Source organism: Aeromonas sp. QDB31 (genome assembly GCF_027707605.1).
GTDB classification, from domain to species: domain Bacteria; phylum Pseudomonadota; class Gammaproteobacteria; order Enterobacterales; family Aeromonadaceae; genus Aeromonas; species Aeromonas media.
On sequence record NZ_JAPCIX010000011.1, the window covers coordinates 38,488 to 56,906 of the forward strand.

The 18,419-nt window shown below is 61.7% G+C and carries 17 protein-coding genes, 2 tRNA genes and 1 riboswitch; of the genes, 14 read left to right on the forward strand and 5 right to left on the reverse strand.

Features of this window, described 5'->3' with window-relative positions; all coding sequences use genetic code 11:
• The first annotated feature begins 99 nt into the window (after window positions 1–99).
• The 6 genes from PG898_RS12825 (at window position 100) to PG898_RS12850 (ending at window position 5,145) form a co-directional block, all read left to right on the forward strand.
• On the forward strand, window positions 100–864 hold the full coding sequence (locus tag PG898_RS12825) for a DUF3450 domain-containing protein (RefSeq protein WP_005327067.1): 765 nt from the start codon (window positions 100–102) through the stop codon (window positions 862–864).
• Window positions 861–2,234 (forward strand): MotA/TolQ/ExbB proton channel family protein, encoded by a 1,374-nt coding sequence (locus PG898_RS12830; protein WP_005327070.1) that lies wholly within the window; start codon window positions 861–863, stop codon window positions 2,232–2,234. The genes PG898_RS12825 and PG898_RS12830 overlap by 4 nt, the downstream gene beginning before the upstream one ends.
• Before the next feature lie 10 nt (window positions 2,235–2,244).
• On the forward strand, window positions 2,245–2,772 hold the full coding sequence (locus PG898_RS12835; RefSeq protein WP_005327072.1) for a MotA/TolQ/ExbB proton channel family protein: 528 nt from the start codon (window positions 2,245–2,247) through the stop codon (window positions 2,770–2,772).
• A 66-nt stretch (window positions 2,773–2,838) separates the two neighbouring features.
• Window positions 2,839–3,246 (forward strand): ExbD/TolR family protein, encoded by a 408-nt coding sequence (locus tag PG898_RS12840; protein ID WP_005327075.1) that lies wholly within the window; start codon window positions 2,839–2,841, stop codon window positions 3,244–3,246.
• Window positions 3,247–3,262: 16 nt separating this feature from the next.
• Entirely contained in the window at window positions 3,263–3,898 is a 636-nt protein-coding gene (locus PG898_RS12845; protein ID WP_041205125.1) for an energy transducer TonB, read from the forward strand.
• 11 nt (window positions 3,899–3,909) lie between these two features.
• Window positions 3,910–5,145: a tetratricopeptide repeat protein gene (locus PG898_RS12850; RefSeq protein WP_270824732.1), complete on the forward strand. Its 1,236-nt coding sequence runs from the start codon at window positions 3,910–3,912 to the stop codon at window positions 5,143–5,145.
• 206 nt (window positions 5,146–5,351) lie between these two features.
• Here the strand turns inward: PG898_RS12850 and PG898_RS12855 are convergent, their stop codons facing one another.
• The 3 genes from PG898_RS12855 to gltX all read right to left on the reverse strand — a co-directional run bounded on the left by PG898_RS12855 (window position 5,352) and on the right by gltX (window position 10,781).
• Entirely contained in the window at window positions 5,352–8,390 is a 3,039-nt protein-coding gene (locus tag PG898_RS12855; RefSeq protein ID WP_420885091.1) for a glycosyl hydrolase family 18 protein, read from the reverse strand.
• Window positions 8,391–8,502: 112 nt separating this feature from the next.
• A riboswitch (cyclic di-GMP riboswitch) is annotated at window positions 8,503–8,586 on the reverse strand.
• A gap of 467 nt (window positions 8,587–9,053) precedes the next feature.
• Window positions 9,054–9,129: transfer RNA gene (locus PG898_RS12860), tRNA-Ala, on the reverse strand.
• Between the two features lie 236 nt (window positions 9,130–9,365).
• A complete protein-coding gene (gene gltX / locus PG898_RS12865; RefSeq protein ID WP_182787790.1) occupies window positions 9,366–10,781 on the reverse strand; it encodes a glutamate--tRNA ligase in 1,416 nt (471 codons plus the stop codon).
• A 250-nt stretch (window positions 10,782–11,031) separates the two neighbouring features.
• Here gltX and PG898_RS12870 point away from each other — a divergent pair, with 250 nt between their 5' ends.
• The 3 genes from PG898_RS12870 to PG898_RS12880 all read left to right on the forward strand — a co-directional run bounded on the left by PG898_RS12870 (window position 11,032) and on the right by PG898_RS12880 (window position 14,383).
• On the forward strand, window positions 11,032–13,134 hold the full coding sequence (locus PG898_RS12870) for a methyl-accepting chemotaxis protein (RefSeq protein ID WP_270824733.1): 2,103 nt from the start codon (window positions 11,032–11,034) through the stop codon (window positions 13,132–13,134).
• A 99-nt stretch (window positions 13,135–13,233) separates the two neighbouring features.
• Window positions 13,234–13,902, forward strand: coding sequence for a LysM-like peptidoglycan-binding domain-containing protein (locus PG898_RS12875; RefSeq protein WP_041205123.1), 669 nt, complete (start codon window positions 13,234–13,236; stop codon window positions 13,900–13,902).
• Window positions 13,903–14,173: 271 nt separating this feature from the next.
• On the forward strand, window positions 14,174–14,383 hold the full coding sequence (locus PG898_RS12880; RefSeq protein ID WP_005327092.1) for a cold-shock protein: 210 nt from the start codon (window positions 14,174–14,176) through the stop codon (window positions 14,381–14,383).
• Between the two features lie 238 nt (window positions 14,384–14,621).
• On the opposite strand, the gene PG898_RS12885 is transcribed toward PG898_RS12880, so the two are convergent.
• Together PG898_RS12885 and orn are read right to left on the reverse strand one after the other, a co-directional pair.
• Window positions 14,622–14,697: transfer RNA gene (locus PG898_RS12885), tRNA-Gly, on the reverse strand.
• Between the two features lie 177 nt (window positions 14,698–14,874).
• Window positions 14,875–15,420, reverse strand: a complete 546-nt coding sequence (gene orn / locus PG898_RS12890) for an oligoribonuclease (RefSeq protein WP_041205122.1) — start codon at window positions 15,418–15,420, stop codon at window positions 14,875–14,877.
• Window positions 15,421–15,511: 91 nt separating this feature from the next.
• Here orn and rsgA point away from each other — a divergent pair, with 91 nt between their 5' ends.
• The 5 genes from rsgA to PG898_RS12915 are packed head-to-tail and all read left to right on the forward strand — an operon-like array spanning window position 15,512 to window position 18,390.
• Window positions 15,512–16,546: a small ribosomal subunit biogenesis GTPase RsgA gene (gene rsgA, locus PG898_RS12895; protein WP_270824721.1), complete on the forward strand. Its 1,035-nt coding sequence runs from the start codon at window positions 15,512–15,514 to the stop codon at window positions 16,544–16,546.
• A gap of 42 nt (window positions 16,547–16,588) precedes the next feature.
• Window positions 16,589–17,461, forward strand: coding sequence for an archaetidylserine decarboxylase (gene asd, locus PG898_RS12900; protein ID WP_270824720.1), 873 nt, complete (start codon window positions 16,589–16,591; stop codon window positions 17,459–17,461).
• Window positions 17,458–17,730: a VF530 family DNA-binding protein gene (locus PG898_RS12905; RefSeq protein WP_005327326.1), complete on the forward strand. Its 273-nt coding sequence runs from the start codon at window positions 17,458–17,460 to the stop codon at window positions 17,728–17,730. Before asd ends, PG898_RS12905 begins: the two co-directional genes overlap by 4 nt.
• Window positions 17,720–17,983 (forward strand): DUF2960 domain-containing protein, encoded by a 264-nt coding sequence (locus PG898_RS12910; protein ID WP_005327324.1) that lies wholly within the window; start codon window positions 17,720–17,722, stop codon window positions 17,981–17,983. The genes PG898_RS12905 and PG898_RS12910 overlap by 11 nt, the downstream gene beginning before the upstream one ends.
• Before the next feature lie 2 nt (window positions 17,984–17,985).
• Window positions 17,986–18,390 carry a hypothetical protein gene (locus tag PG898_RS12915; RefSeq protein ID WP_043133697.1) on the forward strand — a complete coding sequence of 135 codons (405 nt, stop codon included), beginning with the start codon at window positions 17,986–17,988 and terminating at the stop codon, window positions 18,388–18,390.
• Window positions 18,391–18,419 lie beyond the last annotated feature (29 nt).

Here is an 18,419-nt window from a genome sequence, read left to right on the forward strand (position 1 = left end):
CCAAGTAAGTGACAAGCCGGCCCACTCGGGCCGGCTTTGCCCAAGGTTCCAAGGAAGTCACGGAGATAGGGTAATCCTATGAAAACAAGGACTATTACAATGAAGAAAGCGCTCCTCGGCAGCCTGGTTTCGGCTGCCCTGCTGACCAGCTTCAATCTGAGTGCCGCCTCTGCCGGTCAGGCAGTGGACGCTCAAGCCGCCACCGACAATGCCTCCAAAGTATCCCAGCAGAAGATCGACAGCTACGCCGAGTCTGCCGAGTCTGCCCTGGCGCAGTACAAGGCCGCCCTGCGTCAGGTCGACAGCCTGCGCACCTACAACGAGCAAGTGGGCAAGATGGTCGACTCCCAGGCCACCGAGCTGGCCTCGATGCAGCGCCAGATCGCCCAGATCGATCAGACCAGCACCGAAGTGGTGCCCTTGATGCTCAAGATGATCGACTCCCTCGATCAGTTCGTCTCCCTGGATCTGCCGTTCCAGAAGGTCGAGCGGGAGGACCGCGTGGCGGCCCTGACCGACCTCATGAACCGGGCCGACGTCACCATCTCCGAGAAGTACCGCAAGATCCTCGAGGCCTACCAGATCGAGGAGGGCTTCAGCCGCACCATCGAGTCCTACAAGGCGAGCCTGGACAAGGACGGCGGCGAGAAGACCTACGAGTTCCTGCGCGTCGGTCGCATTGCCCTGCTCTATCAGTCCCCGGACGGCAACGAGACAGGCATGTGGAACAAGCAGACCCGCCAGTGGGAAGAGCTGCCCCAGGAGTATCGCAGTGCAGTGGAACAGGGCCTTCGCATCGCCAAGAAGCAGGCGCCTCCCGCCCTCATCAAGCTGCCGGTTCAAACTGCGGAGAAAGCATCATGAAAGGAATCAAACTTGCCATTGCCTCCCTGATCGCGGGAGCCACCCTGATCACCCTGCCGGTGACCGCCGCCGAGAAGCCAGTGGATCTCAACGCCCTGCTGAGCCAGGTCAAGGCCGCCAGCACCAGCGAATCCCAGCTCAACAAGGAGCGGGAGGCCCGCTTCCTGGCTGACAAGAACGAACAAGGGGCCCTGCTGGCCAAGGCCAAGGCGGAACTCGCCGCCGAAATAGCCAAGGGTGAAACACTCAAGGCCACCTTCGATGCCAACGACAAGCAGCTCACCGAGCTGACCGAGACCCTGCGCCAGCGTGCCGGCAACATGGGTGAGATGTTTGGCGTGTTGCGCCAGTTCGCCGGCGAGTTCAAGGGGATCTTCAACGCCTCCGCCCGCCGGGTCGAGCATCCGGAGCAGACAGCCCTGCTGACCCGCCTGGCGGAGAGCAAGGAACTCCCCTCCAGCGACGACCTGACCGCCTTCTGGACCACCACCCTCAGCCGCATGGTCGATGGTGGCAAGGTGAGCCAGATCCCGGCCACCGTGGTCTACGGAGAAGGCAACCAGGCCGAGAAGACGGTGACCCAGATCGGCGAGTTCAACACCGTTTCCGAGGGCAAGTACCTCACCTTCGTGCCGGAGACCGGCAAGTTCGAGCAGCTCTCCCGCCAGCCCGAGAATGCCGTGTTGGAGCCCGTCGCCAAGTTTGAACAGGGCAACGGCGCCGTCGAGCCCATCTTCATCGACCCGTCCCGCGGGGTGATCCTCTCCCTGCTGGTGCAGTCGCCAACTCTGAAGGAGCGTATCGATCAGGGTGGTTCCGTGGGTTACGTGATCCTGGCACTGGGGGTCATCGGTACCCTGCTGGCCATCTTCTGCGGCCTGCGTCTGTCGATGATCGGCACCTCCATGCGCAAGCAGCTGAAATCAGATCAGGTTATCAAGGGCAACCCCATCGGCGAGATGCTGGGGGCTTATCAGTCCCACCGCGGTGACAACATCGAGGATCTGGAATCCAAGCTCGACGAGATCATCTTGCGCAACGTACCCAAGTTCGAGAAGGGCATCAGCCTCATCAAGCTGATCGCCTCGGTCGCACCGCTGCTGGGTCTGCTGGGGACAGTGGTCGGGATGATCGCCACCTTCCAGGCCATCACCCTGTTCGGTACCGGGGATCCCAAGCTGATGGCGGGCGGCATCTCCGAGGCCCTGGTCACCACCATGCAAGGCCTGGTGGTCGCCGTGCCTATGCTGTTCCTCTACACCATAGTGCAGACACAGAGCCGTCGTCTCATCCAGGTCCTGGAAGAGCAGAGCGCCGGTTTCGTCGCCCGTTATCAGGAACGTCTGCACGCCGCCAAAGCCGCAGCCTAAGGAGTCACCCATGTGGTTCTGGTTGATTGAAGAAGTCGAGTCGGTCCGCCGGTTTCTGGGATTGGGGGGCGACGTGCTGGTCGCCCTGTTCTTCCTGACCCTGATGATGTGGGCCCTGCTGCTGGAGCGCTGGTTCTACTTCATGGCGGTCTATCCCAAACAGGTGAAGCAGACCAAGGCGACCTGGATGGCCCGCAGCGATCACCTCTCCTGGTCTGCCAAGCAGATCCGGCGCGAGCTGGTCTCCCGGGTCGCCATGGCGGTGGACAAGGGGATGCCGGTCATCAAGGTGCTGATCGCCCTCTGTCCGCTGATGGGGCTGCTCGGCACCGTAGTGGGCATGGTGCAGGTGTTTGACACCCTGGCCATCACCGGCACGGGTTCCCCCAGGGCGATGGCCTCGGGGATCTCCAAGGCGACGGTACCGACCATGGCGGGCATGATTGCCGCCCTTTCCGGCCTGTTTTTTGTCAACCAGCTCGATCACAAGGCCAAGTTGGCGGTGCAGAAGCTGGAAGACAACCTGAAACACGGCTGATGCAGGATGCACTCCCCCGGCCGGGTACTGCCCGCCGGGGCACAGAACAAGCAAGGAGTTTTTGCCATGAGAAAACGTCACAGCGACAGCGGTGCCGATGAGGCGGCCATCGATCTGACCCCCATGCTGGACATAGTGTTCATCATGCTGATCTTCTTCATCGTCACCACCTCGTTCGTCAAGGAGTCCGGCGTGGAGATCAACCGCCCGAGCGCCAGCACGGCCGAGACGGTGAAGAAGGGGAACATCATGGTCGCGGTCCGCGAAAACGGCCAGGTCTGGGTCGACAAACGGGTCGTCGAAGTGGGCGCCGTGCGTGCCAACATCGAGCGGCTGCGAGCGGAGAATCCGGAGAGCGCCGTGGTGATCCAGGCCGACACCGAGTCCCGTTCCGGTCTGGTGGTCCAGGTCATGGATCAGATCCGCATGGCCGGTGTCCAGAACATCTCCATCGCGGCGAGCAAGAGCAGCTGATGCCGGAGCGAGCACCATGAGATACCTGATAGCGATAGCGGTCTCCTGTGTGGTGGTGTTCTTCCTGTTTCTGGGAATGAACAAGCTCATCACACCGGATCACCGGGAGCTGACGGAGAGAGAAGACGTCACCATGACCGACTTCATTCGCCTCAAGCCCCAGGAGACCCTGCAAGAGAAACAACGGGAACTGCCCAAGCCGCCCCCCCCGAACCGCCCGCCTCCCCCACCCGAGATGGAAGTGGCGAGCACCGACAGGCCGAAGATGGAGAGCGCCCCCATGGACATGCCCAAGCTCGACATCCCGGTCAACATCGGCGGTGGCAACGCCCTCGGCGCCTACAGCACCGGCGGCGGTGGTGGCGGCATGGGGGGCAACAACGGCGCCATTCCCATGGCGACCTTCGAGCCCATGATGCCCCGCAAGGCGGCGCTGGCTGGCCTCGCCACAGGCAAGGTACTGGTGGAGTTCACCGTGACCGAACGCGGCACCGTCAGCAACATCCGCATCGTCAAGGAAGAGCCACGCAGCTATGACCTCGGCAAGGAGGCACGCAAGACGATTGCCAAGTGGACCTTCAAGCCGGCCATGGTGGACGGCAAGCCCCAGGCAAGCCGCATGCAGCAAGAGATCGAGTTCGCGGTCAACTAAGGAAGGTGGCGATGAAAAAGTTACATACCCTGATCCTCGCCCCGGTGGCCATGGCGGTACTGCTCAGTACCGCCGGCTGGGCCGCCGAGCAACCCGCCCTGTCTGACCGCGCCTACCGCGCGGTCAACAAGGCCCAGGCGTTGATCACCGAGAAGAAATACGGCGAGGCGAATGCCAAGCTGCAGGAGGCGCTGTCCGGCGCAGGCGAGCGGGTCTACGACAAGGGGGTCATCCTGCAGACCCTGGGCTTCGTGGCGGCCCAGCAGGAGAAATATGGCCAGGCGACCAAATACTTCGCCGATGCCATCGCCACCGGCGGCCTGCCGCAGCCGGTGGCCCAGCAGGTGCGCTACAACCTGGCCCAGCTCTATATGGCGGAGGGGAACTTCAAGGGCTCCATCAGCACCATGAACCAGTGGTTTGCGAGCCTGGGCAAGGACGAGAAACCGACCCCGCACGCCTACATCACCCTGGCCAACGCCCACGTGCAGCTCAAGCAGTATCGGGAGGCCATTCCGGCGGTGGATCAGGCCATCAAGCTCTCGGCAGGCAAGGCGCCGGAGTCCTGGTATCTGCTGAAAATGGCGGCCCACTACGAGCTGAAACAGTACAAGCCGGCCACCGAGGTGCTGACCGCCCTGGTGGACAAGTACCCGGAGAAGAAGAAGTACTGGACCCAGCTCTCGGCCATGCACATGCAGGCGGGCAACGATGCCAAGGCCCTGGCGGCGCTGGAAGGTGCCTACAACCTCGGCATGCTGACCGAGTCGACCGAGTTGCTGCGGCTCGCCAACTACCTGGCCTTCGCCGGCATACCCCACCGCGCCGCCCGCGTGATGGAAAAGGCGATGAAGGAAGGGACCATCGAGAGCAATGCGGCCAACTACAAGACGCTCGCCAACTACTGGCACCAGGCCAAGGAGCTGGACCCGGCCATCGATACCCTGGCCAAGTCCTACAAGCTGGCCCCCAGTGCCGATCTGCAACTGAAGATGGCGCGCATGATGATCCAGAGCAAGCGCTACCAGGATCTGGTGGCCTTCGCCGCCAAGCCTGCCGCCAATGCCAGCGGCGAACAGCGCGCCGATCTCAAGTTCCTGACCGGGGTCGCCTACTTCGAGCAGCAGAAACCCAAGGAGGCGCTCAGCGCCTTCACCCAGGCCGCCCAGAATGGCAACGTCAGTGGCCGCGCCTCCCCCTGGATCAGCTTCCTGAAGGAGCAACAGGGCGGTGCCGTCACTCAATAAACCGGCACGCCATGGGCAAGAATCCGCCCATGGCGACTGCCCATTCACAGGGGGTCAGCCCCGCAGCTTGCCTGGTGGCAATTGGCCGCTCTTCGGAGCGGTCTTTTTTATGATCCCCTTCCTTTATATAGGCAGCAAAAAAATCCGGAGCCTGGGCTCCGGATTGGGTCATTGCGTTGAGGCGGGGTTGGCCCCTCAACCTGTCATCAGTAATTGCATACCAGCTTCCAGCTGCCATCGCCCGCCTTGGGTTCGCTGCTGGTCCACCAGTTCGCCTGCCAGACCCCCTTGTTGTGGGTCATGCGATCGTTGCCGTTGGCGTGATCCCCGCGTGGCCAGGTCGGATAGGCATTGTACTCCGCCGGGTTGACGTTCTGGCTGGTGCAGCTGGTGCCACCGCTACCGCCGTCCCCCCCACTGCTGCCCCCCAGCACCGCCTCGGCCAGGGCCGGGAAGTCGACTTTCAGCCCTATGGTCTGGCTGCCGGCAATCAGGCGCATGCCGCTCGGCACACCGGCCGCCGGTAGATAGTAGGTCATGGCCACTTCCACCTCGGTGCCCGGCGCCCAGGCCTTCCAGGCCGGCAGCGTCAGGGCCACCTTGTGGAAGTCTTTCTCATTGGCGATGCCGTCGGAGTTCTGGTTGCCGCCGCTCTCCACCACGGTCAACCCCATCCCGCTCTGGTCGGTGATGGTGTCGGAGGTGGAAGTAGGCATCAGGAACTCGATGCGGGTGCCGCCCGGTATGGTCTGGGTCGACTTGTTCGTCAGTTTAAGGGTCGGGTTGATCGGGTAGTTGGAGTCCCCTTCCTTGAAGCCGGAGAGGCTCACACCTATGTCGAGCTGGGCGGCCGGTGCCGGCAGATCGTTCTGCTTCAGGGCCGCCTTGTCGGCCTTGCTGAACTTGTCGTAGGCGAGGCTGGTGAGGGTGCTGCCCATCACGTACTCGTTCTTCGCGGCGTCGAAGTCATAGTCCCCCGCCATCTCCCAGAACATCACGCCCCCCAGACCGCGACTGACGATGTAGTCGAGCTTGTGGCCCATGGACTCTTCATCTTCGGTGGAGAGGAACACCTTCTTCTGCTCGTTCCACAGCCAGGGCGCGTGGGCCTTGTCGTCGTAGTAACGCACGTACTGGCCTTGCATCACGTGGGCCGGGTTGTTGGGATCCAGACCCCAGGCCTGGCCGTAGCTCGGCAGTGTGGTGATGCCGAGGCTGGCCGCATGCTCCAGGTTCTTGGCATGCCACATGGGCACGGCACCACCGCCAATCTCCTTACCGTTCTTGTCAAGGTCATGCCAGATGTTGTCGATGCCGACCGCCCCGTTGCCGCACGGAATGGTGCTGCCACCGGTCCCCGGCTGGCAATCGCTCTGGCTCGGCAGCGCCGCCTTGCCCCCCAGGCCGTTGGTGCCACCGGTGACCCCCTGCCAGCCACGGGTGTAGTAAGGCACCCCTATGTTGATCTTGCCCGCCGCCAGGGCACCACGGAAGTAGTGGGCCGCCCAGGCGGAGTTGAGATAACCGATGCCGCCAAACTGGGCCTGGGTGTAGACACCCCACTGGGACAGCTCGGGATCCGCCTTGTTGTCGAACAGGGCGGAGTTGTGGCCGACGAAGTGGTTCCAGGCACCGTGGAAGTCATAGGTCATCAGGTTGACGTAGTCGAGGTACTGGGTGACCTGGAAGTTTTCCATGCCGCGCAGCAGGTAGGCCGAGGCCGGCGAGGCTATGGTCAGCATGTACTTGCGACCGTCCTCGGTCCCGGCGTTGTCGAGCTTGTTGCGCAGGGTCTTCATCAGCACTTCATAGTTCGCAAACAGCTTGCCGCGACACTGGTTGGAGAGCGGGAAATCGTTGGGGTTGCCCGCATCCTTCATGGAGGTGGGGTACTCGTAATCCACATCCACCCCGTCGAAACCGTACTGGCGGATGAAGCCCACCGCCGAGTCGGCGAAGGCGTTGATGCCAGCGGTGTTGACCGAGCAGTCGCCCTTGGTGGTGGCGGCGTAGAAGCCGCGGGTATCGGCCCAGCCCCCCACCGAGATGAGGGTCTTCACGTCCGGGTACTGCTTCTTGTATTTCGACAGCAGGTTGAAGTGACCCTGATAGGCGAACTCGGGATCCATCTCGGCGCCCGGCACCCCGTCCCAGGTCATCTTGGTGGCGGCGTCATCCACCTTGATCAGGTGGCTCTGTTCATCCACCGCCGCGAAGGCGTAGTTGATGTGGGTGATCTTGTCCCAGGGGATGTCGCCCACCAGGTAGGAGGGCAGGCCGTTCTTGCCGGTGCGCCAGGAGGTGAAATACCCGATGACGCGGCGACCGTGGTCATCCCCCATGCACTCGCTGCCATCGGCGCGGTAGATCTGGCGCACGTCGCAGGAGAGGTTGCCGCCGGTGGGGGGCAGGGCCGCCTCTTCCACCTGCACATCCACCTGGGTGGACTCGCCAGAGAGATTTGCCTTGTCGGTCGCCACCAGCTTGAGGCCGGTCAGCCCCTTGTTCTGGGGCGTCCAGCTCAGTTGCCAGGGGGCGCTGCTGTCTTCGCCCACCTTCTGGCCATTCACGAAGAGCTCGAGCTTGGCGACGTCGTCATTGGCGTCGGTCACATTGCCGGTCACGGTGAGGGCGCGGCCCAGGGTCACCCTGGCACCGGCTGCGGGGCTGGCGATGCTCACCTTGGGCGCCTCTGGCGCCACCACGGCGGCAACCTTGAAGCTGGAATCCGCCTCACTCAGCACCTTTCCGTCTTTATCCAGTGCCCGTGCCTTGAGAGCGTGATTGCCCACACCGGCGGCAGACCAGCTGGCGCTCCAGGGGGAAGCCGTGGCCGTGGCGACCAGGGTGCCATCGACCAGGTATTCCACCTTGGCCAGCGCCGTGGCCGGGCCGCTCAGGGTCACCGCCAGGGCCAGGCTGGCCCCCTCGCTGACGCTGCTGCCCACGGCGGGGGAACCGATGGCAACCACCAGGGCCGGTGGCGGCACCTCACCGCCATAGAGTTTCCAGGCATCGGCCCAGACGGCACCAACCCCGGGTTCGTAGTGGTAGGGGGAAGCCCCGCACCAACCGGAGTAAGGGAATTCCTTGCATTCATAGAGGGCGCCTGCGTTGCTGACGATGTCGCCAGCCTTGTAGGCGGTACCGGCCTGATAGGCGGGGTAAGCGGCCTGCGCCCAGGCAGGGACGGCCGCAAGGGCGACCAGCATGGCAAGCCTGCTGGGCCTCAAGATCTGTTGCATATTGTTATCTTCCTTGTTTTGTCTTGGCTTCAATACCGGGAAAAGCGCAATCGCAACAGGGAACAAGGGAGCGACAACAGGCCATGGACGGGCCACAAACCCTCAAGTCACCCTGGGTAACCCCGCTGTCTGGCCCGGATGGGACAGATCGGAGGCTTTGCGTCCCGGCATCACTGCCGGTTTGCCCTTTGCCTGGGTTCCGTGAGGAACGGCTCGAGTATAGGAAGCAAGTGACCACTGCTCAATCTTTATTCTCGAAGGAAAATATGTGAATGCTGGCCGCCTCACACTTTTCGCTCCCACCTGATGACAAATAGATCATCAATATCAAACTGTTAGCCACGTCAAAAAATGGCAAATGGGCTCCTTTGTCTCCTCATAATGTGCGTTGCCTCACTGGTCAGAGCTGCCAGAAATGTGACAATGCGCGCCCTTGACCAACGCGCCAAGGCTATGGCAACACTGGCCAAAAATAAAAAAAAAACCATGAAAGGAAGACCTACCCTGCTGCCGCTGGCCTGGCGCCGTCGCCACGGTTGATGACTTGCCACAACACCCAAGCTCGCAGCCAATGCGGGCTTTTTGACAGTCGTGCATAGAAGGCAGAGAGAAAAATAGGCAAAAACAAAAAGGCCACCGCGATAACGGTGGCCTTTTAATGTTTGGTGGAGCTACGCGGGATCGAACCGCGGACCTCTTGCATGCCATGCAAGCGCTCTCCCAGCTGAGCTATAACCCCAACTCACCTCGGCGCTACCAAAGTTATCTCTGGCAACGGAGGCGCATGATAGGCATCACCCGCTTTGCTGTCAACCCAAAAATAACACCGGCTCGAGCGTTTAGTCAAAATTCAGACAGTTAGCTGTTTTTACCGCCAACTGCATCGCTATGTCGCTGTTTTATGTCATGAATCTGAGCGCTGCACAAAAGCAAAGGGCCCCCTTGCGGGAGCCCTTTTCAAGCAATGGCAGAGGCTTACTCGGCTGCCATCCGCGCTTCGATATAGGCCAGGGCACGATCGATGCGGGCGAGCACCCGCTCCTTGCCCACCAGCGCCATCACGGCGTCGATGGCAGGAGATTGGCCCAGACCGGTGACGGCCACGCGCAGCGGCATGCCGACCTTGCCCATGCCCTGACCCAGCTCGGCGGCAGTGGCTTCAATCAGCTCGTGCAGCGCTTCGGTGGTCCAGGTCTCCAGCGCCGCCAGCTTGGCCTTGGCCAGGGTCAGCGGCTCGGCAGCGACGCCGCGCAGGTGCTTCTTGGCAGCCGCTTCGTCGATGGCCTCGTACTCTTCGAACAGGTAGCGGCTCTGGGCGGCCACTTCCACCAGGGTGTTGCAGCGCTCGGCCAGCAGAGTCACAACCTCTGGCAATGACGGGCCCTTGCTGGTGTCGATCTTCTGATCGGCCATGTGCCAGGCCAGATGCTTGGCCACATAGGCCGGATCCAGGCTACGCATGTAGTGGTTGTTCAGCCACAGCAGCTTGTCGGTGTTGAAGGCGGAGGCAGACTTGGAGATGGCATCCAGGCTGAACAGCTTGATCATCTCATCCAGGCTGAAGATCTCCTGATCGCCGTGGGACCAGCCCAGACGCACCAGATAGTTCAGCAGCGCTTCCGGCAGGTAGCCGTCGTCGCGGTACTGCATCACGGAGACCGCACCGTGGCGCTTGGAGAGCTTGGCGCCGTCGTCACCCAGGATCATGGAGACGTGGGCAAACTCCGGCACCGGCGCGTTCAGCGCCTTGTAGATGTTGATCTGGCGTGGGGTGTTGTTGATGTGGTCTTCACCACGCACCACGTGGGTGATCTCCATGTCCCAGTCATCGACCACCACGCAGAAGTTGTAGGTGGGGGCGCCGTCGGTACGGCGGATGATGAGATCGTCGAGCTCGGTGTTGGCGAACTCGATGCGACCGCGCACGTGGTCATCGAACACCACGGAGCCTTCGGTCGGGTTGCGGAAGCGGATCACGTGGGGCGCATCGGCCGGGTGATCGTGGGCGTGGTCACGGCACTTGCCGTCATAGCGGGGCTTCTCGCCATTGGCCATCTGGCCTTCGCGCAGCGCCTCCAGCCGCTCCTTGGAGCAGAAGCACTTGTAGGCACGACCGTCGGCCAGCATCTCGTCGATGATGCCGTTATAGCGATCGAAACGCTTGGTCTGGTAGTAGGGGCCCTCATCCCAGTTCAGCTCCAGCCATTCCATGCCCTCAATGATGGCGTCGATCGCCTCCTGAGTGGAACGTTCCAGATCGGTATCCTCGATACGCAGCACGAACTCACCGCCCTGGCTCTTCGCAAACAACCAGGAATAGAGTGCGGTACGGGCACCGCCAACATGCAAGAAGCCGGTCGGGCTGGGAGCAAAACGGGTTTTGACTTTCATCTTTAAGCCTTGTGTAGAGGGCCTTGGGCCAATGCGTTAAAAAAACCGTCGCATTTTAGCACTCAGAATCACGGATGGGAAAACCATGCAATAGCCGGGGCCTAAACAGGTCTTGATTCGGTCGTGGCACCGTTCTTTGAGAGGGATCGCAAAACCTCCCCTCATTTTCCGCTTTGCTGGGCAACATTGCTGGAGGAATCTCCCGCCATGCCGATAATTCATACAACTTTCTACGCACAAGGAACACGAGATGCAGTTTCGCTCTATCCAGAATCGCATCCTGGTACTGGCGGGAGTCGCCATGACCACGGCCCTGGTCATCCTGATCCTGCTCAACCAATACTCGAGCAAGCAGACCCAGCAGCTGACCATCAGTTCCAGCCGCGCGGCCCTGCAGCAGGAGGCGTGGCAGAAGGTGAGTGCCAACGCCCGCGCCGAGGCCGCCACCATTACCCAGTTGCTGCAAAAGGGGCTCTCCTATACCCAGCAGATGGCCAGCGTCTTCGCCCAACAACAGGCGGGCAAGCTGCCGCTGGATCGCCAGCAGGCCACGGACTTGCTCAAGGCGCAGCTCGGCCTGGAGCCGCAACTCTACGGCGCCTTCGCGGGCTTCGAACCGAACGGCTTCGACGGCCAGGACAGCGCCTTCGCAGGCCAGAGTGCCCTTGGCAGCAATGACAAGGGACGCTTCGTCCCCTACTTCTATCGCGACAAGGAGAACATTGGCTCGGATCTGCTGCTCTCCATCGAGAAGAGCGACCCGGACGAATTCGGCAATCCGGCCAACGACTACTACGCCTGCCCGAAACGGGAGGGGCGCTCCTGCCTCGTCGATCCCTTCAAGGTGGACATCAACGGCCAGCAGGTGCTGGTGAGCACCATCACCACCCCCATCATGGTAAATGGCCAGTTCAAGGGCATAGCCGCGCTGGATCTGGCGGTAGACTCCATCAGCCGCCAGGCCCAGTCTCTCAACAGCAACATCTATGACGGCAAGGGCGAGACCCTGATCGTCAGCGCCGCCGGCGTCATCACTGGTACCAGCGGGGACCCCAGCCTGCTCGGCAGCCGCGCCGACAAGCTGCTTGGCGACGGCTGGCAGCAATACCTCAAACCCGAGCTGCAACGCCAGGAGCTCGACGAGGCGTTTCGCATCTCTGTGCCCATCGCGGTGCCGGGCATGGCCCGCAACTGGGCCATCATCGTCACCCTTCCCTACCAGGTGGTGCTGGCAGGTGCCGATCAGCTGGAGAGCCAGCTCACCGAGATGAACCGGGCCGCCATGACCCAGCAGCTTATCGGTGCCCTCATCGTACTGGTGCTGGCCCTGGCTACCATGCTGGCGATCGCCCGCAGCATCACCGGCCCCATCCGCCAGATGGTCAGCCTGGTGGATGACATCGCCGATGGAGAGGGGGATCTCACCAAGCGCCTGAACACCCGAGCCCAGGACGAGCTGGGAGCTCTGGCACGCGGCATCAACCGCTTCATCGACAAGTTGCAGGTGCTGCTCGGGGATGTGCAGAAAACCGCAAGCGAGGTCCATCGCCACGCAGGGGATACCGACCGCATCGCCGGCCAGACCGACACCAACCTGCAGCACCATCAGGCTGAGATGGAGCAGATGCTGACTGCGGTGCAAGAGATGTCCTATGTCAGCCAGGAGGTGGCCACCCACGCCAACAACACCGCCGACTCCGCCAAGCAGGCACAGGGCGCGGCGGATCAGGGCAAGGTGCGCTTCCAGCAGGTGATCCAGTCCATGCACAAGGTGGCGGCCGAGGCGGGCAAGGGGGCCGAGGTAGTCGAGGGGCTGGCCCACGACAGCGAGCAGATCACCAGCATACTCACCGTCATTCAGGGCATCGCCGATCAGACCAACCTGCTGGCGCTCAACGCCGCCATCGAAGCGGCCCGGGCTGGCGAGCAGGGACGCGGCTTTGCGGTGGTGGCCGACGAGGTGCGCAAGCTGGCGGGCAACACCCAGCAGGCGGTGCAGAACACTCAGGAGCTGATCGAGAAGATCCGCCACAGCTCGGCCAATGCGGTCAACGCCATCCAGCAGAGCCAGCAGTTGACCCATCAGGCGGTGGGCGAGGCCGATCTGGCAGAGGCGGCCCTCGACAGCATCTTCCAGGCCATTGCCACCATCAACGACATGACCTATCAGATAGCCTCCGCCGCCGAGGAGCAGAGCTCGGTTTCCGAGACAGTCTCAGGCAACCTGTCAAAAACCAACGCACTGGCCAACGACATCGCCCAGGATGCGACCAATACGGCGAAAGCCAGCCAGGCCTTGCGCCAGGCGGCCGAGCGTTTGCAGCAGTTGCTGGGGCAATTTCGTCTCAGCTGATAATTTTCATGCTCAGGGCTCTCCCCCTCGGGGGCGAGTCCGTTTACCATAGGCGCTATATTTGCCTGATGGCAGGCAATGTAGTGAGAGGTAAATGCCGTGCCCACCCCGGACCGTCGCCCACGTGGCCATAACAGACGAGCCCAGCAGCGTCGCCAAGACGAATCACAAGGAACCCTGCTCCATCGTATCAATGCAGCGACCCTGCCCCTGCGTCAACGCCTCGGTCAGGGCATGAGTGGCCTTGGTCAACGCAACAAGGAACCCAGAACCAGTTCATTCAAGCTGGCGAGCCCGCTGCCACGCAAGCACACCATTGGTCTGCTGGTGCTGGTGCCTCTCTGGCTGTTGCTGCTCGCCTGGGAACCCGCCCCCGCCGCCCCCAAGGCGGCGCCTTCCGGTTCACTCGCCGTGCCATTGGCCGTGCCCACCCAAGCGCTGACCGTGGGCAACGGAGCCGCAAGCAGTGCGCCGGCCGCGGCCAAACCGGTCGAAGAGAAGGTAGACGGCACCTGGCTGCAGCACGAGGTGCAGGCTGGCGAGACCCTCTACTCCATCTGGCGCAAGTTTGAATTGCCCGGGGCCGAGCTGAGCCGCCTGATCGCCATCGAGGGGCCGGACAGGCCGCTGACCCGGCTGCAATCGGGCAAGTCGGTGTTCATCCTGGTGGACACAGGACGCCGGATCCAGCGGGTCGAGATCCGCTCCTTCGGTCAGGCAAACTACCGCTACGACCGACAGGGTGAAGGGTTCGCCCTCAAGGAATAAAAAAACGGGAGGCCATGGCCTCCCGTTTTTTTGACCAGAAGCATGAAACAAGCCGCTGACTTCCCAATACTTTTAGCTCGCTCAAAAAATGAAAAGTGCCAAATTGACAAGGGATCGGGCTCCAGTACAATCGATTGTGCTTTAGACAGGGATTGTACTGCATGCCACTGGAACAAATTGACGTAGTCAGTCATGGGTAGGCCCCTGCATTCTAGGCAAATGCTGCCCAACAAGGCGTTAGTTTCATTTTGTTATAGATAGGACTTACCACATGTCTGACATTCGCACCGGCCAAGTAAAATGGTTCAACGAAACCAAGGGTTTTGGCTTCATCGAGCAATCCCAGGGACCGGACGTTTTCGTTCACTTCTCCTCCATCCAGAGCACTGGTTTCAAGACCCTGGCTGAAGGTCAAAAAGTCCAGTTCACCGTGACCCAGGGCAAGAAAGGCCCCCAGGCTGAGAACGTGACTCTGCTCTAAGCCGCACTAGTGAACTCGCAGGAGGAGCCAAGGCCCCTCCTATTTTTTTGCCCGCCGTTTCCCCTTCCCCGCCACGCTCATAAGCCTGTCCGCAGCAACCACAACCCTCCCCCAAACCTGTGCACAAAGCGGCTACAGAAGACATGGGTCTGATCTGGCTGAATGCCGGATACGACAAATCATCGCTGCGCGATGTGATGGACAATTCAAATGGATGATGAGGACTTCGAAGAGAGATTGGAGCGGGAAACGAGACTCGAACTCGCGACCCCGACCTTGGCAAGGTCGTGCTCTACCAACTGAGCTATTCCCGCAACTACCTTAAAACGGCCGTACAGCATTTGGTTGCTTGCGCTACTGTACGGGAGCCGAATTATAAGAGCAGTCATTCCAATTGCAAGGGCTTTTTTGTCACTGTGCAGCCGTTCGCTCAAAAGCTGGCCGAACTGCCGATTTTAGCAACCGGACGACGGCAACCCCTTGCCGGGGACTCAGATTTTGAAGACGTGGCTGCGGTAGAACTGCAGTTCGGCGATGGACTCGCGAATGTCGTCCAGCGCCTGATGGGAACCGCTCTTGGTGAACTTTTCCAGCAACTCCGGCTGCCAACGGCGCACCAGCTCCTTGATGGTGCTGACGTCGACGTTGCGGTAGTGGAAGAAGGCTTCCAGCTCGCCCATGTGCTTGACCATGAAGCGGCGATCCTGGCCGATGCTGTTACCACACAGAGGGCTGGTGCGCTCCGGCACCCACTGGCGGATGAACTCGAGGGTCTCGGCCACGGCGCGGGCCTCGTCGTGCTCGCTCGCCTTGACCCGGGCCACCAGTCCGCTCTTGGTGTGGGTGTTGACGTTCCACTCGTCCATCTTGGCCAGCTCTTCATCGCTCTGGTGAATGGCGATGACGGGCCCTTGCGCCAGCACGTTCAGATCCTTGTCGGTGATGATGGTAGCGATCTCCAGAACCACGTTCTGTTCGGGATCCAGGCCCGTCATCTCCATGTCGATCCATACCAGGTTCTGCGCGCTGACTGTCATGATTGCTCTCTCTATTGGGAGGAATGGCGGAATTTTGCCAATTTGCATGTATCATACTGGCTTTAGATCTGTTCATAAACTGGCGAATCGAGTGGCAAAGAAAGCAAAACTCAATCTGGGTCAACAGAGGCGCGTTCAGGCCAACCGCGAACGGCGGCTGCAAAAAGATCACACCACTGTGGTGGATGACACCCTGTTTGGCCCGGCCATCGAAGGGGTGGTGATCAGCCGCTTCGGCCAGCATGCGGACGTGGAAGCCGTCGACGGCACCATACACCGCAGCAACCTGAGGCGCAGCAGCATCAACAGCCTGGTGTGCGGTGACAAGGTGGTGTGGCGTCCCGGCCTCAATGCCGCGACCGCCGGGGTCATCGAGGCGGTACATCCCCGTCACTCCGTGCTGACCCGGCCGGACTTCTACGACGGGGTCAAACCCATCGCCGCCAACATCGACCAGATAGTCATCGTCTCGGCGGTGATGCCCGAGTTCTCCACCAACATAGTCGACCGCTACTTGGTGGCCGCCGAGGATGTGGAAATCGCCCCCCTCATCGTGCTGAACAAGGTCGACATGCTGGACGAGGCGGCCCGCATCCGGGTCGAAGGCCAGCTCGCCGCCTACCGCAAGCTCGGCTACCCGGTGATCCTGGTAAGCTGCGAGAGCGGCGAGGGGCTCGATGCGCTCAAGGCCGCCCTGACCGACAAGATCAGCATCTTCGTCGGCCAGTCCGGGGTGGGCAAGTCGTCCCTGACCAACGCCCTGATGCCGGGGCTCGGCGTGCTCACCGGCGAGATCTCCGAAAACTCGGGGCTGGGCACCCACACCACCACCACGGCGCGGCTCTATCACTTCCCGAGCGGCGGCGATCTCATCGATTCCCCCGGGATCCGCGAGTTCGCCCTCTGGCACCTGGAAGCCGATCGCATCACCTGGTGTTTCGTGGAGTTTCGCGACTACCTCGGCAGTTGCAAGTTCCGCGACTGCACCCACAAGGATGATCCCGGCTGCGCTCTGCGGGCGGCGGTCAGCAGTGGCGCCATCAGCCCTGACCGCTTCCACAACTATCACCGCATCCTGGAAACCATGCAGGAAGCCCGCCACGGTCGGCAACAAGCCCGGCTGTGACCCAATCAACCTCCCTCTTTTTAGAAAGAGCAGATGAAGATCATGAGCATCACTGACAACCTGAAAATTGCCGGTCAATACTGCCTGCCCAAACACGCCCTCTCCCGCCTGGTCGGCAAGCTTGCCGCCGCCGAGGCTGGCAACCTCACCACCCGGGTGATCGAGGCCTTTATCAAGCAGTACGGCGTCGACATGAGCGAAGCGCTGCACGAAGATCCGGCCCACTACGCAAGCTTCAACGCCTTCTTCACCCGCGAGCTCAAGCCGGGGACCCGTCCGTTGGTCGAGGATGCCATGACCCTGGCCCTGCCGGTAGACGGCACCGTCAGCCAGCTCGGCCCCATTAGCCAAGGCCGCATCATCCAGGCCAAGGGCCACGACTACAGTGCCCGCGAGCTGCTGGGCGGCTTCGAGGATCTGGTGGCGCCGTTCAAGGATGGGGACTTTGCCACCATCTATCTGGCGCCCAAGGATTACCATCGCATCCACATGCCGCTGGACGGCGTGCTGGAGAGCATGGTGTTCGTGCCGGGGGATCTCTTCTCCGTCAACCCGCTCACCGCCGAGAAGGTGCCCAACCTCTTTGCCCGCAACGAGCGGGTGGTTGCCACCTTCCGCACCCCCCACGGCCCCATGGCGCTGGTACTGGTTGGCGCCACTATCGTCGCCAGCATTGAGACCATCTGGGCCGGCAACATAGCGCCGACCAAACAGAAGGAAGTGGTGCGCTGGGATTACACCGGCGACGAGGCCATCACCCTGCAAAAAGGCGCCGAGATGGGCCTGTTCAAGCTCGGCAGCACCGTAGTCTGCCTGTTTGGCCCCGGCATGCTGACCGGTTTCGAACCCCATCTGGCCAACGGCGTCACCACCCGCATGGGTCAGCCCTTTGCCAAGCTGGCGGAGCAGGCATGAGTGACCAGTCCAAGCCTGCTACCTCGCAGAAAAACAACCCGCTGCACGGGCTGACCCTAGAGGCGATCGTCACCGCCCTGGTCGAGCATTACGGCTGGGAACAACTGGGGCAGCAGATCAACATCCGCTGCTTCACCGACGATCCCAGCGTCAAGTCCAGCCTGAAGTTCCTGCGCAAGACCCCCTGGGCGCGAGAGAAGGTAGAGAGCCTCTATCTCTACGTTCAGCGCAAACAGGCCAAACAGAAGGAAGACCCCAGTGGCGTTTAAGATTACCTACACCTACAAGAAGCAGGCCAAAGAGATAGGCTACGCCAACGACAAGTTCAACAGCATCTATGACGCCATCGCCGCGGCCGAGGGGCTGGATCTCTCCAGCTTCCACGCCATGGAGGCCCAGTTGGCCCAGGTGTGCCGCCGCGACAAGAAGAGCGTGAAGGACTACAGAGAGAACTACTTCAAGGAGCTGGGCTTCTCCAACGTCGTGATCGAACGGGACAATCTCGAAGACAAGCAGGAGTGAGGATGCGAACCCTGACTCTGATGGCCGCCTCCCTGCTGCTGGCGGCCTGCAGCACCCAGACTCCCCAGCTGGTCGGCAACGATCAGGATGCCCACGGCTGCCGTGCCAGCGCCGGTTACCAGTGGTCGGCATTGACCAACCAGTGTGTGCGGCTGTTCGAACAGGCGGTGCGCCTGCAATCCCTCGAGGCCACCGAGACCGGCAGCGCCTTCGTGCTGTTCAACGCTGATCAGAGCAAGGCCGAGCTGACCCTGCCAAGCGGCGAGCTGATCCCCCTTGACCGCCAGGGTGAGGAAGGAAACTGGTCCTGGCAGGGAGGGGCCTACCAGCTCTTCCCCTGGAAGGGCTATGTGCTCAAGTCCGGTGATCGGGCGCTGTTTCACGGTGACAGCGCACTCCAGCCCTGATCCCCTGAGATAAGCATCCAACCCCCGGC

Coding starts and splice junctions, on each gene's coding strand:
- PG898_RS12825 (WP_005327067.1), top strand. CDS start 100: ATGAAGAAAGCGCTCCTCGGCAGCCTGGTTTCGGCTGCCCTGCTGACC.
- PG898_RS12830 (WP_005327070.1), top strand. CDS start 861: ATGAAAGGAATCAAACTTGCCATTGCCTCCCTGATCGCGGGAGCCACC.
- PG898_RS12835 (WP_005327072.1), top strand. CDS start 2,245: ATGTGGTTCTGGTTGATTGAAGAAGTCGAGTCGGTCCGCCGGTTTCTG.
- PG898_RS12840 (WP_005327075.1), top strand. CDS start 2,839: ATGAGAAAACGTCACAGCGACAGCGGTGCCGATGAGGCGGCCATCGAT.
- PG898_RS12845 (WP_041205125.1), top strand. CDS start 3,263: ATGAGATACCTGATAGCGATAGCGGTCTCCTGTGTGGTGGTGTTCTTC.
- PG898_RS12850 (WP_270824732.1), top strand. CDS start 3,910: ATGAAAAAGTTACATACCCTGATCCTCGCCCCGGTGGCCATGGCGGTA.
- PG898_RS12855 (WP_420885091.1), bottom strand. CDS start 8,390: ATGCAACAGATCTTGAGGCCCAGCAGGCTTGCCATGCTGGTCGCCCTT.
- gltX (WP_182787790.1), bottom strand. CDS start 10,781: ATGAAAGTCAAAACCCGTTTTGCTCCCAGCCCGACCGGCTTCTTGCAT.
- PG898_RS12870 (WP_270824733.1), top strand. CDS start 11,032: ATGCAGTTTCGCTCTATCCAGAATCGCATCCTGGTACTGGCGGGAGTC.
- PG898_RS12880 (WP_005327092.1), top strand. CDS start 14,174: ATGTCTGACATTCGCACCGGCCAAGTAAAATGGTTCAACGAAACCAAG.
- orn (WP_041205122.1), bottom strand. CDS start 15,420: ATGACAGTCAGCGCGCAGAACCTGGTATGGATCGACATGGAGATGACG.
- asd (WP_270824720.1), top strand. CDS start 16,589: ATGAGCATCACTGACAACCTGAAAATTGCCGGTCAATACTGCCTGCCC.
- PG898_RS12905 (WP_005327326.1), top strand. CDS start 17,458: ATGAGTGACCAGTCCAAGCCTGCTACCTCGCAGAAAAACAACCCGCTG.
- PG898_RS12915 (WP_043133697.1), top strand. CDS start 17,986: ATGCGAACCCTGACTCTGATGGCCGCCTCCCTGCTGCTGGCGGCCTGC.